Annotated in this window: 16 protein-coding genes; 7 read left to right on the top strand and 9 right to left on the bottom strand. The window is 56.1% G+C overall.

All coding sequences use genetic code 11. The features are described 5' to 3' along the window. Nucleotides 1–34: 34 nt before the first annotated feature. The 3 genes from mobA to QN359_RS05665 all read left to right on the top strand — a co-directional run bounded on the left by mobA (nt 35) and on the right by QN359_RS05665 (nt 3,362). Nucleotides 35–643 carry a molybdenum cofactor guanylyltransferase MobA gene (mobA, locus tag QN359_RS05675; RefSeq protein ID WP_322248770.1) on the top strand — a complete coding sequence of 203 codons (609 nt, stop codon included), beginning with the start codon at nt 35–37 and terminating at the stop codon, nt 641–643. Further along, nucleotides 640–1,941, top strand: a complete 1,302-nt coding sequence (gene glp / locus QN359_RS05670; RefSeq protein ID WP_322248771.1) for a gephyrin-like molybdotransferase Glp — start codon at nt 640–642, stop codon at nt 1,939–1,941. The genes mobA and glp overlap by 4 nt, the downstream gene beginning before the upstream one ends. Before the next feature lie 569 nt (nt 1,942–2,510). Continuing rightward, complete coding sequence (locus tag QN359_RS05665) at nt 2,511–3,362, top strand: peptidylprolyl isomerase (protein WP_322248772.1); 852 nt, start codon at nt 2,511–2,513, stop codon at nt 3,360–3,362. A 30-nt stretch (nt 3,363–3,392) separates the two neighbouring features. Here the strand turns inward: QN359_RS05665 and QN359_RS05660 are convergent, their stop codons facing one another. From QN359_RS05660 to QN359_RS05630, 7 genes are all read right to left on the bottom strand, one after another. After that, complete coding sequence (locus QN359_RS05660; protein WP_416200238.1) at nt 3,393–4,760, bottom strand: DNA recombination protein RmuC; 1,368 nt, start codon at nt 4,758–4,760, stop codon at nt 3,393–3,395. A gap of 121 nt (nt 4,761–4,881) precedes the next feature. Further along, nucleotides 4,882–5,307, bottom strand: coding sequence for a group II truncated hemoglobin (locus QN359_RS05655; RefSeq protein ID WP_322248774.1), 426 nt, complete (start codon nt 5,305–5,307; stop codon nt 4,882–4,884). Then, the gene (gene yfcF / locus QN359_RS05650; RefSeq protein WP_322248775.1) at nt 5,307–5,942 is read right to left on the bottom strand and encodes a glutathione transferase; all 636 of its coding nucleotides are present in this window, start codon (nt 5,940–5,942) and stop codon (nt 5,307–5,309) included. Before yfcF ends, QN359_RS05655 begins: the two co-directional genes overlap by 1 nt. Nucleotides 5,943–5,970: 28 nt before the next feature. After that, nucleotides 5,971–8,481 (bottom strand): ABC transporter permease, encoded by a 2,511-nt coding sequence (locus tag QN359_RS05645; RefSeq protein ID WP_322248776.1) that lies wholly within the window; start codon nt 8,479–8,481, stop codon nt 5,971–5,973. Nucleotides 8,482–8,503: 22 nt separating this feature from the next. Beyond that, nucleotides 8,504–9,748 (bottom strand): cystathionine gamma-synthase family protein, encoded by a 1,245-nt coding sequence (locus QN359_RS05640; protein WP_322248777.1) that lies wholly within the window; start codon nt 9,746–9,748, stop codon nt 8,504–8,506. 117 nt (nt 9,749–9,865) lie between these two features. Further along, nucleotides 9,866–10,930, bottom strand: coding sequence for a patatin-like phospholipase family protein (locus tag QN359_RS05635; RefSeq protein WP_322248779.1), 1,065 nt, complete (start codon nt 10,928–10,930; stop codon nt 9,866–9,868). An 11-nt stretch (nt 10,931–10,941) separates the two neighbouring features. Next, entirely contained in the window at nt 10,942–11,856 is a 915-nt protein-coding gene (locus QN359_RS05630; protein WP_322248780.1) for an alpha/beta hydrolase, read from the bottom strand. A gap of 119 nt (nt 11,857–11,975) precedes the next feature. Between QN359_RS05630 and QN359_RS05625 the strand changes: the two genes are divergently transcribed. Next, nucleotides 11,976–13,688 (top strand): acyl-CoA synthetase, encoded by a 1,713-nt coding sequence (locus tag QN359_RS05625; RefSeq protein ID WP_322248781.1) that lies wholly within the window; start codon nt 11,976–11,978, stop codon nt 13,686–13,688. Here the strand turns inward: QN359_RS05625 and QN359_RS05620 are convergent. Continuing rightward, the gene (locus QN359_RS05620; RefSeq protein WP_322248782.1) at nt 13,667–14,290 is read right to left on the bottom strand and encodes a flagella assembly protein FlgT middle domain-containing protein; all 624 of its coding nucleotides are present in this window, start codon (nt 14,288–14,290) and stop codon (nt 13,667–13,669) included. The two genes, QN359_RS05625 and QN359_RS05620, sit on opposite strands and share 22 nt — an antisense overlap. A gap of 87 nt (nt 14,291–14,377) precedes the next feature. On the opposite strand from QN359_RS05620, the gene QN359_RS05615 reads away from it, so the two are divergent. Further along, nucleotides 14,378–14,923 carry a GNAT family protein gene (locus QN359_RS05615; protein ID WP_322248783.1) on the top strand — a complete coding sequence of 182 codons (546 nt, stop codon included), beginning with the start codon at nt 14,378–14,380 and terminating at the stop codon, nt 14,921–14,923. Between the two features lie 4 nt (nt 14,924–14,927). On the opposite strand, the gene QN359_RS05610 is transcribed toward QN359_RS05615, so the two are convergent. Continuing rightward, a complete protein-coding gene (locus tag QN359_RS05610; protein WP_322251129.1) occupies nt 14,928–15,713 on the bottom strand; it encodes a ferritin-like domain-containing protein in 786 nt (261 codons plus the stop codon). Between the two features lie 141 nt (nt 15,714–15,854). Between QN359_RS05610 and QN359_RS05605 the strand changes: the two genes are divergently transcribed. Beyond that, entirely contained in the window at nt 15,855–16,379 is a 525-nt protein-coding gene (locus QN359_RS05605; protein ID WP_322248784.1) for a gamma carbonic anhydrase family protein, read from the top strand. Between the two features lie 11 nt (nt 16,380–16,390). Next, nucleotides 16,391–17,317: an Hsp33 family molecular chaperone HslO gene (gene hslO, locus QN359_RS05600; protein ID WP_416200239.1), complete on the top strand. Its 927-nt coding sequence runs from the start codon at nt 16,391–16,393 to the stop codon at nt 17,315–17,317. Nucleotides 17,318–17,340 lie beyond the last annotated feature (23 nt).

Here is a 17,340-nt window from a genome sequence, read left to right as displayed (position 1 = left end):
CTGCCCCCTACTCCACTTACTCAAACGCACCGCCATGAACACGATTGATGCACAACAAATAACCGGATTGATACTCGCGGGCGGGCGCGGCACGCGCATGGGGCAGATCGACAAGGGTTTACAAACCTTCCGTAATGCGCCGATGGCTTTGCATGCCTTGCTGCGCCTCAACCCTCAGGTTGGCGAGGTAATCATCAATGCCAACCAAAATTTGGCGGCCTATGAAAGCTTCGGCACCCAAGTGTGGCCCGACCACTTGACCGGCTTTGCCGGTCCCTTGGCCGGTTTGCAAACAGGCTTACTGCATTGCAATAGCCCTTATTTGCTCACCGTGCCATGCGACTCCCCCTTACTGCCACATGATCTGGCGAGCCGCTTAAGCGCCGGCCTGCTGGCAGACGATGCCGACCTCGCCGTCGCCGTTACGCTGGAAAGCGAAGACGGCGTCACGCGCCGCCAAATGCATCCGGTATTCGCTCTGGTAAAAACTGCCTTACTTAACGATTTGAGTGAGTTCTTGCGCACTGGCGGTCGCAAGGTCGATGCTTGGTTTGCCCCCTTACGCGTAGCCGAAGTCTTGTTCGACGATCATACCGCCTTTCGTAATTTCAACACTTTGCAAGAACTGCGACAATTCGAATGAAGCTCCCTCTCCTGCCCCACGCCAAACTCAACGACGTACTCAGTTGCCTGGCAGATTATGATCCTCAGGCTGTGCCAGTCGCCCAGGCGCAGGACATCATTGAAGGTTTCATCACGCCGATCGCGGCAGTGGAACAGTTAGCCCTGCGCAGCGCACTGGGTCGGGTGTTAGCCAAGGATATCCAGTCGGCCATCAATGTGCCGGCACACGACAACTCCGCCATGGATGGTTACGCCGTGGTGGGCGCACAATTGCCAGAGCAAGGCGAGCGGCGCTTTCGCATCGTCGGCAGCGCGTTTGCCGGGCGCGCTTACCACGGTTCGGTCGAGCCAGACGAGTGCGTGCGCATCATGACTGGGGCGGTGATGCCGGCTGGCTGCGACACCGTGATCCCACAAGAATTCACCCACGCTGCCGATGCCGAAGCGATCAGTGTGCGCGCCGCAGTGGTACGCAGCGGTGACAACCGCCGACTGGCCGGAGAGGATCTGGCAATCGGCAAAACCGCCCTGAAAAAAGGGAAAATCTTGCGCCCGGCCGATCTCGGCTTACTCGCTTCGCTAGGCATCGCCGAAGTGCCGGTGCAGCGACGTTTGCGCGTCGCCTTCTTTTCTACCGGGGATGAATTGCGCTCACTCGGGCAAACTCTGGACGAAGGCTGCGTGTACGACAGCAATCGCTACACCCTGCATGGCATGCTGACGCGCTTAGGCTGTGAACTGATCGACATGGGTGTGGTAGCCGATGATCCGGCCGCCTTACGCGCCGCGCTCGCTTGTGCGGCCGAAAACGCCGATGCCATCATCACCTCAGGCGGTGTCTCGGTTGGTGCCGCCGATTACACCAAGCAAATCATGGCCGAACTTGGCGACGTGGCATTCTGGACCATAGGCATGCGCCCGGGTCGGCCTATGGCTTTCGGTAAAATCCACTCGCAGGGTCAGAGTGCCTATTTGTTCGGCTTACCTGGAAACCCGGTAGCGGTGATGGTGACATTTCTGTTTTTTGTACGCCAAGCTTTGCTGCATATGGCCGGGGCGCACCTTGCTCCATTGCCGCTGGTGGCAGCGATCAGCCCTCAGCCGATCAAGAAACGGCCCGGACGCACTGAATACCAACGCGGCATCGTCAGCAACAATGCCAGCGGTGCACTCGAAGTCTGCGTCACCGGCGCGCAGGGTTCCGGCATTCTACGCTCAATGGCCGAAGCCAATTGCATGATCGTGCTCGATCACGAACAAGATCAGGTTGCCGCCGGTGATACGGTACGCGTCATCTTGTTCGAAGGCTTGATGTAGACCTGCCAGCCGCTGTGCTACTGCCTGCGTTTTTCTCCGGGTTGACCAGGGAGGGCTGCGCGCCTCCAGCATGAGTATAAAGCATGGATCCAGTAGACAATCCTTTCGCTTCAGAGGCTGTCGCAAAAGTCGGACGGACATTTTTTTACATCTGAAACACCGCATACCGCGTCTTTCCCGCGCGCCACAGCCTCGTCATTCCCGCATGCTTTTAGCGGGAACCCAGCGTCGTTTTCAGCACTGAAAACACGATGATATCTGGCATTTTCAGTTAGCCACGAACGTCGCTGGGTTCCTGCCAAAAGCGCGCAGGAATGACGTGGCCACCAATTAGGGTAATGATACCGACTCAAATTCAGGCCTAATCGGCTGCAAAAAACCAATGACACCAAACACTTGTCACTCAATGTGACAATAAATTGCGTAAGAAAAACTGAAAAAGTGCAGCAAGCACAGTACAATTCATTTTTCTTGACTATGCGATCTCGTAAATTGGATGCCGGTGCTTCAAAACGAAGCGCGCATCGCACTGCGGGCGGCATCATTACCTGTTAATTATGGAGAACCGTTTGAAAGCTTCAACCTACTTCTTGGGTGCGTGTGCATCTCTGGCATTGCTGAGCGGCTGCGGCGGTTCGAAAAGCAGCAGCAGCGTCGTGGCGACCGTCAGCAGCGTCAGCTTCGATCAAGTCGCTTATCGCAAAAACACCACCATGACCATCATCGGTCAAAATCTTACCCAGGGCCTCACCGTCACCAACCCCGGCTGCTTAAGCATCGGTGAAGTCACTGGCGGCACCGCCACCAAGCGCAGCTTCCTGTGTAAAATCATCGCCGTCGGCACCTTCAATGCCACCGTGACCAATAGCGCCGGCGCCCAGGTTTACTTCGCCACCCTGACATCGACCCTGGCCAACCGTCCGCAAGTGACCTTGACCACCAATATGGGTAAAATGGTAGTCGAACTCAATCCGGGCAAAGCACCGGTCACGGTCGACAACTTCCTCAATTATGTTGAGGCCGGCACCTATGCCAATTCAATTTTCCACCGAGTCGACAGTACCGTGATTCAGGGCGGCGGTTACAACACCAGTCTGCAGTTATTGCCAGCCTTATCGTCTATCGTATTTGAAGGCGGTCTGAGCAATGTCCGTGGCACCATCGGTATGGCGCGCGGCACCGATGTCAATTCGGCGACTTCACAATTCTATTTCAACCGCATTGATAACAGCGCCATTTATGACTCGGTCGCGGCCACCTCCACAGCCGCCGCCACCTATGGCTATACCGTCTTCGGCACGATAGTCAGCGGTTTGCCGGTGATGGATGCGATCGGTGCTGTACCAACCTCAGTACAAGGCAGCTTGCCAACCGCACCAGTGACCCAAGTAGTCATCACCGGCGCCGTACAAACGCTGTAACAGACCTGCACGCCTGAGTCACACAGCCAATTAATTGGTGCTGTCTGACTCGGCCGTCGCATCCACTACGCCGAGTATCTGGCGCGCCTGTTCCGATGGCAAGGCTTCCACCTGTTTTAATTTACGCGTCATTTGCCGGGTGCGCACTTCAGCCTGATCGATATTGCGCGCGGCACGCTCGAGTGCCGTTTTGGTATTGGCTAAAATTTCACCGAATTTACCGAACTCAGTTTTCACCGCGCCCAGCACCTGCCACACTTCCGACGAGCGTTTTTCCAATACCAAGGTGCGAAAACCCATTTGCAAACTGTTTAACAGTGCCGACAAGGTCGATGGTCCGGCGATCGAGACGCGGCAAGTACGTTGCAATTCATCGGCCAAACCGGGACGGCGCATGACTTCGGCATACAAACCCTCAGTCGGTAAAAACAAGATAGCGAAATCGGTGGTCAAGGGTGGCGACAGATATTTTTCGGCGATCGTCTTGGCTTCACTGCGAATCGCCCGTTCCAGTTCTTTGCCATACGCCGCTACGCCATCGGCATCGGCGCGCTCGGCCGCATCGAGCAAACGTTCGTACTGTTCTTTAGGGAATTTCGCATCAACCGGCAGCCACACCGGCTGCTTACCTTCTTCTTTACCCGGCAATTTGATCGCGAATTCGACGCGCTCGCCACTGCCCGGTATGGTCTCGACATTCTTGCCATATTGTTCGGACGTGAGCATTTGTTCGAGTACCATCTCGAGCTGCACTTCACCCCAAGTGCCGCGCGTTTTGACATTGGTCAGCACCCGTTTCAGATCTCCTACACCGATGGCTAACTGCTGCATCTCACCCAGACCTTGATGAACTTTCTCCAACCGATCCGAGACTTGTTTGAACGATTCTCCCAGCCGCTGTTCCAGCGTGGCATGTAATTTTTCATCGACCGTGCGGCGCATCTCTTCGAGCTTGGCACCATTCTCCAACTGCAATTGGCTGATTTTTTGTTCCAGCGTACTGCGAATTTCCAGCATGCGTGCGGCATTCGATTCGGTCAGGGTATTGAGGGTTTGTGTGAGCGTGTCGGCGAAGCCTTTCAAACTGCCGGCCTGCTCTTCGCGTGCACTGAGCCCCTGTTGTATCAGAGCTTGGCGCATGTGTTCGAGTTGCTGCGCCATGCCTTCCGTGAGCGCCGCCATCTGTACGGAAAAGCCATCGATTTGCGCCTTCTGCATGGTCGCGACGGTACTCAATTGTGTCGCCAAGCCCTGCTGTAAACGACCGAAATTCGCAGCCAACTCTTGGCGTGTCGCCTGTGCCGTGTTTTGTATCTGCTCACGCAGCGAACGTTCACTGCGCTCTTCGTTGTGCATTTGCTGCTGATGTGCGTTTTGTAAAAAATTTTGCAATGCCATCAATTCCGCCGCCGCGCTGCCAGACTGTGATGGGCGTCGCCATAAAGCGAGCTGCAGCAATAACAGCAAGAGCAAAACGACCAGTATGATGATTTCAACTGTATTCATCGAATAATTCCATTCATCCGGGAGTATTGCGCATCCAATCGGCAGTCTGATAAAACGAATTCATCAGGTGCAATTGCAAATCCTCGGCCAACGCGACATCTTGCATCGCCCACGCCATACAACGTAGCCATTGGTCGCGCTCGGCGCTGGCGATGGTATAGGGTAAATGACGCGCACGCAGGCGCGGATGACCGAACTGACTGATGTACAAATCGGGGCCGCCCATCCAACCCGATAAAAATGCAAACAACTTATCGCGGGAGCCATCGAGCGGGGTCGGATGCATGGCACGCAAGGATGCGAATTCGCTTTCCAACTCCATCAAATCATAAAAGCGATCTACCAGCGCGCGCAATGTTTCCGCGCCGCCGATGCGTGCATACAAATTTTCCGGCTCACTGTCGAGCGCTGCCGAATCAGTGCTGGGGGCTAATGACATCACAAGCTGCGCGCCGCGATATATTGCAACCAACGCTGCACCGAGGGGCGCTGCCATTGCGCCTCGGCATAACGTACCAAGCGCGGCGCTAAAGCATCGCCATGCAAGTGCAGGCGATTGAGCATCAGGGCCATCTCGGTATCGGCAATACTCCATTGACCGAACAAATGCTCAGCGCCCTCGCCCAGCAAGGCATCGGCAACGTAGACCAATTGCTCTACAGCAGCAACGGCGGCAGTCGACAAGGGCGGAAATTTCTTGCCGTAAAATACAGCCATGGTATTGCGTTCGTTGCGCAGTGCCATTAAATCGCTGCGCAACCAAGCTTGCACTTGGCGTGCGCGTGCGCGTTGCTGCAACTGTTGCGGATACAAGGCGACAGCCGGGAAAACCTCCTCCAAGTATTCGCAAATGGCCGACGATTCCGACAAAGAAAAATCACCATGTTCAAGCGTAGGGACACGGCGTGTCAAGGACTTGGCTGCATAGGACGGCGCATGCTGCTGGCGCGCAGAAAAATCGAGCGTGCATAATTCAAATGGCAGGGCTTTTTCGTGCAGAGCCACAAAGGCAGACATGGCATACGGGCTGCTGTACTCAGCATCAACATATAAACGGATTAATTGTTCTGACATGGTTTCCTCAAAAAAACGGTAATATCGCTCAGACTTGACGCAAACTGAGCAAGGGTGCTTGATTCAATACCTGACGTAAACTCAGCCAGCCACCCAACCAAGCACATGCGGCCCCGGCAACGATGCCAACTAGCCAAACCACAGGTGAAAATACCCATGGAAAATGGAAACTGAAGTGTGCCAAACCCCAACCCGTGGCGCTGGCACCGGCCGCCGCCAAAAAGCCAGCCAAACTGCCGACGAGTAAAAACTCCAGCCATTGCGCTTGCGATAATTGCCGACGACTGGCACCGAGGGCACGTAACAAAGCCGTTTCACGCTGCCGCAAATCTTGCGTACCAGCCAGCGCCGCATACAGGACCAAGCCACCCGATACCAAAGTGAACAAGAACAAGAATTCCACCGCCGTGATCACTTGATCTAAGACATCCTGCAATTGGCGTAGCATGGCACCGACATCGACCACGGTCAGATTCGGAAAATCGAGCGTGAGTCGGTTGACGAAGTCAGTTTGCCCCGGTGGCAAATGAAAGGCCGTGATCCAAGTTTGCGGAAAATCACTGAGTGCGCGCGGATTGATGACGACAAAAAAGTTGACGCGCATTGAACTCCAATCAAGCTTGCGCAAACTGGTGATGGTGGCGCTGATCTGCTGGCCGGCAACATCAAAGCGCAACACATCGCCTAACTTGAGATGCAAAGTTTTGGCAATGCCTTCTTCGACTGAAGCTTCCGCCGTCGCGGCATGGGCATCGTCATACCAGCGACCGGCCGTGATCTGATTCATCGGCGGCAAATCGACCATGGTCGAAAGATTGAACTCGCGTTCGAGCATGCGCTTGGCTTGCTCTTCCGGATACTGCGCCGCCGTCAATGGCTGGGCATTGAGCGCAATCAGGCGACCACGTATCATCGGATACATTTGCGGTGCGCCGAAGCGGGCCAAGCGAGCGGCAATTTGTTCGGTTTGCTCGGGTTGGATATTGATTACAAATTGATTTGGAGCATCAGCAGGAGTCGCTTGCTTCCAAGCCGAAATCAAATCCGCCCGCACTACCGTCAGCAACAGCAAGGCCATCAAGCCCAGCGCCAGCGCAACGATTTGCAATACCGTCGCGCCGGGTCGGCGTTGCAGAGACGTGACGGCAAAGCGCCAACTGGCCGCTTGCCACAGATTGCGCGCACTCTTGAGCAAGCGCAACGCCGCCAGCGCCAACAAGGCGAACAGTGCCAATGACGCGAGGAAACAACCGGCGATGATTAAACCGAGTTTGAGATCGGCGCTTTGCCACAGCAATAAGCCGACAAACATCGCCAAGCCCAGACCGTAGGTGAGCACACTCAATGCTTGCGGCGGCACAGCTTCACGGCGCATGACGCGATTATGCGGCACATTCCGCAATTGCAAAATTGGTGGCAAAGCAAAACCTAGCAATAGCAGCAAACCGGTAGCGGCCGCCAAAACAGCCGGCAAGCAACTCGCCGCCGGCAAATCTTTGGCCACCAGTTGTTGCAATAATTCCAGCAAAACATAGTGCCCTGCATAACCGAGCAAGACACCGGCCACGCTACCTATGACTCCCAGCAAGAAAAACTCACTCAGATACATCAGCGTGACTTGGTTTTGCGTCAAACCAAGGCAACGCAGCATGGCACAGGCATCAAGATGGCGCAGCATGAAGCGGCGCGCCGCCATGGCGATGGCAACCGCCGCCAACATCGCCGAGAGCAGGCTGACCAAGGCCAGAAACTGTTCGGCCCGATCCAGCGTGGCTTGCATCTCGGGCCGGCCATTGGCCAAAGATTCCACACTGATACCCTTCTGTTGCGAAATAGCAATATTTTGCTGCAATTGTTTTTGGTATTCGGCAATCGCCGTCGGCATGCCGGCCATCAATAAGCGGTAGGTCACGCGCGAGCCATTCTGCACCAAATTCGTGCCGGCCAAGTCACTCAGCGCAATCATCGCGCGCGGCGCAAAATTCATGAATCCAGCGCCGCGATCGGGCTCATTGCCAATGACCGCAACAAATCGCAGCCGCTGCTCACCCAAGCGCAGTTGCTCACCGAGTTGCAAACCCAAGGCCTGTTGCAAGGAAGCATCGAGCCAGACCGTGCCAGCGGCCGGACCGCCGTTACCAGACACTTGCGGATTACTCGCACCGCCAGGCGCTTGCAACAGCAAGGTGCCGCGCAAAGGATAACCAGGACTGACCGCCTTGAGTGAAACCAGATGGGTGCGCGCGGCATCGCCCTCACCGGCGATAGCCATACTGGCAAACACCACCGTATCGGCGGTTTGCAAGCCACGCTGCTGCGCCTCCGTGCGCCAAGCCGCTGGCAGATTTTGGTCGGCGCTGAGTAATAAATCGGCCCCCAACAATTGATGCGCATCACGCTGCAAACCGCTGCGCAAACGGTCGGTGAAAAACCCGACCGACGACAAAGCAGCGACGGCAATCATCAAGGCCAGTAATAAAAATCGCAATTCACCGGCACGCCAGTCGCGCATCGTCATGCGCCAAGAAAGTCTCAGCATAAGCTCCTCATTTACAGCACGCTCAGACCTGTGCCAGCGCCCGGGCAAAATCAGCCAACAAATCGGCACTATCTTCAATGCCAACCGAGACCCGGATCAAACCGTCGGCGATACCCATGTCGGCACGCCGTTCGGCTCCCATTTCAAAGAAGATGGTGTGCGCGACCGGAATCACAAGGGTGCGCGTGTCGCCGAGATGAGTGGCATTGATCGCGATCTTCAGATGATTGAGGAAATCGAAACAATCTATCCCGGCTTGCAGCTCAAAACTCAGCAGTGCGCCGCCGGCGCGAAACAGCTGCGTCACCAGAGCGTGTTGTGGATGACTGGCTAAACCCGGATAGTAAACCGCCGCTACCCGTGGATCAGCGGCCAACAATTGTGCCAGCGCCAGCGCATTGGCACAGCTGCGCTCCATGCGCAAAGCCATGGTTTCCGCACCGATGGCAATCTGGTGCGCCGCTTCCGGTGACAAACTCGCGCCGAAATCGCGCAAGGCTTTGGCCCGCAACTGCGCCATCCCCTGCTGCTGCGGGGCTTGTTTGCGGAAGTTCGGGGCGATATGTGGATACGTGCTCCAGTCGAACACGCCGGTATCGGAAACAGCGCCACCGAGAACATTGCCATGACCGGCAATCGACTTGGTGAGCGAATTGATTACCAGACCCGCACCAACCGCCTTGGGACGGAACAGATACGGCGAGCTCATGGTGTTATCGACGACAAACAAGATGCCGCGCGCGGCACACAGCGCACCGATCCGTTCCAGATCGGCGACTTGGGTGCGCGGGTTGGCGATGGTTTCCACAAACACCATGCGCGTGGCCGGCGTCAGCACCGCCTCGACCACGGCGACATCGGTGGCATCGACCATATCGAGGCGAATGCCTTGCCCGGCGGCGGTCTGCCACAGGCTGTTAGTATTACCAAACAGGAATTTCGACGACACCACATGATCGCCTTCCTTGAGCAAAGCCTGGAACAAAGCACCGATGGCCGCCATGCCGGTGGCAAAACACAAGGAAGCCGTGGCATCTTCCATCTTGCTGATTTTTTCTTCCAGCGCCGTCACCGTCGGATTACCCTGACGACCATAACGATAACCGGCTTGCTTACCCTGGAATACCGCCGCCAAATCGCGCGCATCGCCATAGCCGTACATCACCGAGCTGTGAATCGGCTTATGCACCGAGCCATGCTCTATCGGTTTTTGGCGGTCGCTGTGGAGAATCGTCGTGGTAAAGCCATATGCAGTGTGATCGGTCATGGTCGGAGCGGATATCAATAAAAGAGGCAGATTAAAATGAAGCATCAGTGTAACGCGAAATCGCCTCGAATGATGCGCTGCGGCGTAGCGCGTAAACCGGCACAGCGCCTTACTCGCTCAACGCGTCAGGCCATCCAAGCCGCGCGCATACCCATATTCCCACTGCAGTCTGACCATTTCAGTGAATTCAGCCAGACTCGGTGGCACCCGCAGTGCCAGTCGGTTGCGCCGCCACTGCAAATGCTTGCTGATTTGATGGCGTACCAAGGCACGCTCCATATCGGCGGTATCGATCCAGTGCTCGGCCGCTTGTGCTAACACCTGACTCAAGCGGCGATTTCCGTGTATGCCTAAGACTAATCGTAAGGCCGGTAAATCGACCAAGTGATTGTATTTACCCTTACGTTCCATGATCACTTCTGCAGCCAAACGCCGCGCCACTTCGAGCGGAAACAAATCGATCACGCCACCCAGATAATGCTCGCTACCGATTTGGTGACAGCGAAAATAATACATATCAGCGATCGAAGCACGCACCGCATCGTTGATAGCGACACCACTGAGCACTTCGATGTCACTGGCAACCGTACTGCGGCCCCAGCCGGGATCGGCCAACGGCGACTGCATGCCGCGCAACAGCGTGGCCACGCGCGCCTCGGCGAAGATGGTTTCGACAAACAACTTGCGTTCACCGCGCAGCGTCCCGACCTCGTGCGCTTGGTACAATAAGCGCCCGGCAATCACGGCCAGCGCGGGTGAACCGGCATAGCCGCTGTCCGGCGGCAGCGGCAAGCGCGCTGGAATATCAAACAGGTAATCATCAAACAAATCGGGGATCAGCTTGGCATCATTGGCACGCAGCGCGCGCTCGAGCACGCCGCCTATCGCCCCCAGCAAAGTCTTGGAAGGATTGGCCTGTAAAGCACACCAGAACGCGTGCATTTGCGGCGTCGTCAACCACGCCAAGCGCGCCGCGTTATCGGGTAAATGGCGAATAATGGTCGCGGCAATCGCCGCGCCGCAGCTGGCCAACAGCAAATCCGGGGTTTTGCCGCGCCGTTCGCAAGCGGCCATCATGCCAAGGTAATAACCGAAGCGAAAGCCGCCGCCGGCCATCACCAAACAGCGCTTAAAGCGGGTATCATCGGCCGCGCCGACATCGCTGAAATCTGATATGAGCAAATTTTCTCCTGTCAAACGCCATCGCCTTGCATGAAAAATGCTTCGATCAATTGCGCCAGTAATTCGGGCTGGTCATGGTGCAGCATATGACCGGCATCAGCAATCATTTCTTTCTTGAGATCGCGTAAATGGCTGAGACGCCGATCAATTTCCAACCGCGCCGTCGGTTTCGGCCCCATCCAGTTCCAAATATCGGTTTGTTCCGCCTCCATCCACAACACCGGCGCGCTGATCTGCTCCCAACATGCCAGCACTTCTTCGACATGAAACAACAAGGGGCTGCTCTGTTTATGCGCCGGGTCGCCGAGAATTTCCCAGCGTCCGGCGCTGTTTTCACGCGCCCAGCACGAAGCTAAAAATGCCGCACGTTGATTGGATAAACGTGGATTGGTTTTTTGCAGTCGCGCCGCCACCTCTTGCGCTGAAGCATAGGTGCGCAACTGCTGCGGTGAGCGCAATTCATCGAGCCATTTTCGGTAGCGCCCGGGGGCTTGCTGCGGCTGCGTAGTCGGCATACCAAAACCTTCCAGATTAACCAAGCGACGCACCCGCTCCGGGCGCGCACCGGCATACAAACCGAGCACATTGGCCCCCATGCTGTGACCAAGCAAATTCACCGCTCCTTCGGGCACATAATGCGCGAGCAAGGCATCGAGGTCACCGAGATAATCTGGGAACCAATAGGTGTCGCTGCCGGGTGCCTCGGTCAAACCGAAACCACGCAAATCGGGAGCGATGACATGCCAATCATGCTGCAGGCAATCAACTACAAACTGAAACGAGGCCGACACATCCATCCAGCCATGCAGCATCACAATGGGCGGCGCACCGACGCGCCCCCACTGCCGCACATGATACTGCAAACCACGAATGGGTAAAAATTCCGAACGGGACAGTCGATGTACGGGCGAATTTGAAGGAGTCATGGCAGATTAATATTTTTCATGAAAAAAAGCGGCAAATGCATGCGAAGATAGTTGCAGTAGCAAAAATCTGATGCAAAAGAACAATAGAACGACCGTTCGATAATTATAGCGGAGACTCCATGAAAGCACACTCTATCCCTGCCGGGAGCAGCAAATCATTGCCCGATCAATATGCCAAACTGTACCAAGAATTCCGCTGGCATGTCCCGGAACACTTCAATATCGCCGAAGTATGCTGCCGCCGCTGGCAAGATGAAGCGCAACGCTGCGCCATCATCAGCGCCACGGCCGATGGTAAACACACACGCACCAGTTACGCGCAATTGGCGACGCGCGCCAATCAATTGTCGAATCTCTTGCAACAACAAGGGGTGCAACGCGGCGATGTGGTCGCTTGTTTGCTACCGCAAAGAGTAGAAACCGCCGTCAGCATCATGGCCTGCCTGCAGATGGGAGTCATCGTCCTGCCCCTGAGTTGTCTGTTCGGTCGCGATGCACTCGAATACAGATTACAACACAGCCAAGCGCGGGTATTAATACTCGATCACAGCGGCGTCGACACTTACCGACAAATTGCCGCCACCTGCCCCGAGCTGAAAACCGTCATCGCCATCGATTGCCCGCAGCTCGGGCACACGCTGGACTGGAACAGCGATTTGGCAGACATGCCCGAACACTTCGACGTCGTCAACACCCGCGCCAGTGACCCGGCCATCCTGATTTATACCAGCGGCACCACCGGCCCGGCCAAAGGGGCGCTGATTCCGCACGCCGCCGTGATCGGCAATCTGAGCGGCTTCGTGGCCTCGCAAAATTGGTTTCCGCAAGATGGCGATGTATTTTGGTCGCCAGCCGACTGGGCTTGGACCGGCGGCTTGATGGATGCGCTGCTGCCGACCCTGTATTTCGGCCAGCCCATCGTCGCCTGGAGCGGCCGCTTTGGCGCCGAGACGGCATTTGAATTAATGGAAAAATATCGCGTTACCAATACCTTCCTGTTCCCGACCGCGCTCAAAATGATGATGAAAGCCTGCCCTCAGCCGCGCCAACGTTACCGGCTCAAGCTGCGCGCCATCATGAGTGCCGGCGAAGCGGTCGGCAGCGCCGTCTTCGAATGGTGCCAGCAAGCGTTGGGAGTGACGCCGAATGAAATGTTTGGCCAAACCGAAATGAATTACATCGTCGGCAACAGCCATCAGCGCTGGCCGGCCAAAGCGGGCAGCATGGGCCGCCCGTATCCGGGCCACCGCGTCGCCATCATCGACGATGCCGGTCAACCGGTCGGGCCCGGCATATGCGGCGAAGTGGCGCTGCACCGTTGCGATATCCACGGCCATCCCGATCCGATATTTTTTCTCGGCTACTGGAACAATGATGCCGCCACCCGCAGCAAATACAGTGGCGACTGGTGCCGCACCGGTGACTTGGCCAGTTGCGATGACGATGGCTATCTGTTTTATCAAGGACGTGCCGACGATATGTTTAAAGCCGCCGGCTATCGCATCGGTCCATCGGAAATTGAAAATTGTTTGCTGCACCACGCGGCCGTCGCCAATGCCGCCGTGGTACCGAAACCGGATCGCGAGCGCGGCAATCTGGTCAAAGCGTATATCGTGCTCAGCCCCGGCTTTGTTGGCGACGCCGATTTAATCGCCACCTTACAGCAGCATGTCCGCAGCCACCTGGCACCGTATGAATATCCAAAAGAAATTGAATTCATCGCCGCCCTGCCGATGACTGCCACCGGAAAAATTCAAAGAAGCGTACTGCGCCTGCAAGAGCAGCAACGTGCCACGACCAGCGGCCATGCTCAAGGTCGCATCAACAATTGACTGGCAATAGTTTGTGCCGCCTCATCGACCAAGCTTTCAATTGCTTGGCCGAAGCGGGTGGCACGAAAACCGACACCGCCGAACACGTGCTCACGACCGATATGCACATCGCCATCAGCACTGGCGGAAAACTCAAACCGTCCTAATAAATTTCCGGCCGGAGCATCATAGACATACATTTCCACTTCTATGCTGCGCGATGGCTTACTCCACAGACCGAACAGTTGCGGCACATTACGAATGCCGGCATTGCGAATTTCGCCGGTAATCAGGTAGCGCGCCCCGTAATCAAGCCCCAATTGCGTCAGCAAGCGTGCCGGCGGTGCTTGCAATTGCCAATTGAATGACAACAGCTCGGGCATCGTACGCACCTCGAATTGCTGACTCTGGCGCAGGCGGCGCGCGATTTCATGCGACAAACCTTGGGCAATATCATCGATATCACTGAGCTGTTCCGGCTTATTGACGGCAAAACCACTGAGTAAAATGCTGCGCGCCGGGTCATGTGCCGGCAACAGCGACTCGGCCATCAGCGACGGCGCCACAGCAGTGGTACTCAACAACAGCGCAGCACGCAACAGCAGTAAAATAAGACGACGCATAGAATCTTCCTGTCATGACAAAGGGAGAGCAAGGGCAGGCCAGCGGCGCGGCCTGAAGCAAAACGCTGGAATCAGAAAAGACTAAACATGCCAGACATCAAGGCCGCATTACAACTGACTCCTGCACTGCCAAGCTACAGCAGTGCCGTACTCGCATTTGAAACGGAAAACCGCCCTCATTTCGAACAATGGATCAGCACACGCGGCAACGCTTATTACTCGGAAAACGCCGTGCGCAGCAGCTTGGAACAAGCCCAGTGGGCTGCGCAAACCATGAAAGAATATCATTATCTGGCTTGGCACGGCAGCGAAATCGTCGGCCGTGTCACGCTGCGCGGAGTCGAGCGCGAGCAGTATCACAAAGCCACGCTCGGCTACCGCTTCAGTCAACGCCACGGTGGCCGTGGCTACGCCGCGGCAGCCGTCACAGCGGTACTTGAACAGGCGTTCTCGCGCCTCGCCCTGAAACGACTGGAAGCCTTGGTCATCGCCGACAATCTGCCATCCCAGTCGGTCCTGCAGCGCTGCGGCTTTCGCGAGTACGGGCGAGCACGTCAAGCGGTATTGCGGGACGGCGTGTGGCACGACCTACTCTACTTTGAGCAGCATGCTCCGGGTTTTTTGCAAAGTTAAAAAATCATGTGGACGACTGCGGCAAGGCCTGCAACTCCAACTCGGTGAAACCAGCCGCACGCCGGGCCGCCAGATTGAATGGCCCACGCAAGGTCGGTGCCGCATAGTGCAGTGCCAAGCGCGCATAGGTAGCAATGGTATCGTGCCCCTGTTGATTACACAAATACTGATACCAATGATTGCCGATGGCGACGTGACCGATTTCATCGTGATAAATCACCATCAGTAAAGCTGCCCCGGCGGCATCGCCGGCCTGCGCCAGCTTGGCCGACACACCCGGTGTCACATCGAGGCCGCGCGCTTCCAGCGTGCGCGGCACCAGTGCCAAACGCGCCAACAAATCATCGCAAGTTTTTTCTGCCATTTCCCACAAACTGTTATGCGCTGGAAAATCGCCATACTGATAACCGAGCGTCTGCAAATGCTGCTCTAGCAGTTGAAAATGACGCGCCTCTTCCTTGGCGACCTTAAGCCAATCGCGATAAAACTGCTCCGGCAAGTGAGGAAAACGCCAGATGATATCGGTCGCCAAATTAATCGCATTCATTTCTATATGGGCCAGCGCATGGATCAAAATCGCCCGTCCCTCGACGGTCAACATCGAGCGTCGACCGACCTTGCCGGGCGCAATCAGCTCGGGCCGCAGCGGTCGCCCGGGAATTCCGGCCGGAATCGCAAAACACTGTACCGTATCAAGCGGCGCCTCATCGGGCAGCGCCGCCAACAGTGCGCACTTGACATCGGTATCAACCGCCAATAAGGCCGCCAGCGCCACGGCACGCAGTTCCATCACTTGATTTGTTTTCAAAATACTCATTTTCCTGTTTATTTCGGCAAGGATGCCGCTAGAACGTTAAAATAGCGTTCGCCCTCTACTTTGCCACGGCAAAGCAGATCAACCTTCACTTTGCAGCTATTTTACGGAATTTCCATGCCCATCTACCAATTAGGCGAATTCGTACCCGAGATCGCCGCCTCAGCATACCTGACTGACACGGCCAAAGTGATAGGCAAAGTCCGCATCGCTGCCGGTGCCAGCATCTGGTTCGACACCACCCTGCGCGGTGATAATGAGTTGATCAGTATCGGTGAAAACAGCAATGTCCAGGAAGGCTGCATCCTGCATACCGATCCGGGCCATCCCTTGAGCGTCGCCGCCAATGTCACCATCGGCCACCAAGCCATGCTACATGGCTGCAGTATCGGCGAAGGTTCGCTGATCGGGATTCAAGCTGTCATCCTCAATGGTGCCAAGATCGGTAAAAACTGCCTGGTCGGCGCCGGTGCCTTGGTTACCGAAGGAAAAGAATTTCCCGATAATTCCCTGATCATCGGCTCGCCGGCGAAAGCCGTGCGTGAGTTGAGCGCTGCTGACATCGCCGGCATGCATGGCAATACTGCCAATTACGCGCAACGCGCACAAACTTACAAAACCGAACTCAAACGCCTGGATTGACACGCATGACCATCACCGACACCCTACAAAAATTCATGTTCGAAAATGCCGGCGTACGCGGCGAATTAGTTGAACTTGAAAACGCCTGGCAACAAATGCTCGAGCATCAAACCTACCCACCCGCGGTACGCAATGTGCTCGGCGAACTCATGGCCGCTGCCGCCCTGCTGTCGGCCAATCTGAAATTCAACGGCACCATGATCATGCAAATCCATGGCGATGGCCCGGTACGCTTGATGGTGGTCGAATGCGACGCCGAGTTGCGCCTGCGTGCCACCGCCAAACTGGCCGACGACGCCGTTATCGGCGAACAGGAAAGCCTGCGCGATCTGGTACATGCACACGGCCAGGGCCGCTTCGTGATCACGCTCGACCCAAATGACAAAATGCCGGGCCAACAAGCTTATCAAGGTATCGTCCCGCTCGATGGTGACAGCATCGCCGCCGTCATCGAAAACTATATGCTGCGCTCGGAACAGCTCGACACCAAACTCTGGCTGGCCGCCGATGACAAAGTGGCGCGCGGCTTGTTACTGCAAAAATTACCGGAAACCGGTGGCAGTGGTGCGCGCGTCGACGATGGCGAAGATCTCTGGGGTCATGCGGTCTTGCTCGGCGATACGCTCAAACGCGAAGAATTACTGAGCACCGACAGCGCCACCTTGATGCACCGTTTATTCTGGGAACAAACCTTACGCGTATTTGATCCCTTGACACCGCAATTTTACTGCAGCTGTACGCGTGAAAAAGTCGGTGACATGCTCAAGATGCTCGGCACCGAAGAAGTCGAGAGCGCCCTGAACGAAATCGGTCGACTCGACATCAACTGCGATTTCTGCGGCAAACACTACGGCTTCGATCCGGTCGATTGCGCCCAATTATTCGTCGCCAAAACGCTGACGGAAGGTTTGTCGCCGGCAGCAGAAATCAAGCACTGAGAGGAGCCCGGCCTTGACTCTGA

The sequence above is a fragment of the Undibacterium sp. 5I2 genome, from assembly GCF_035019605.1.
GTDB lineage: Bacteria > Pseudomonadota > Gammaproteobacteria > Burkholderiales > Burkholderiaceae_D > Undibacterium.
Note: the sequence above shows the minus strand (reverse complement) of the source record. Positions and strands in the feature narration are given on the sequence as shown.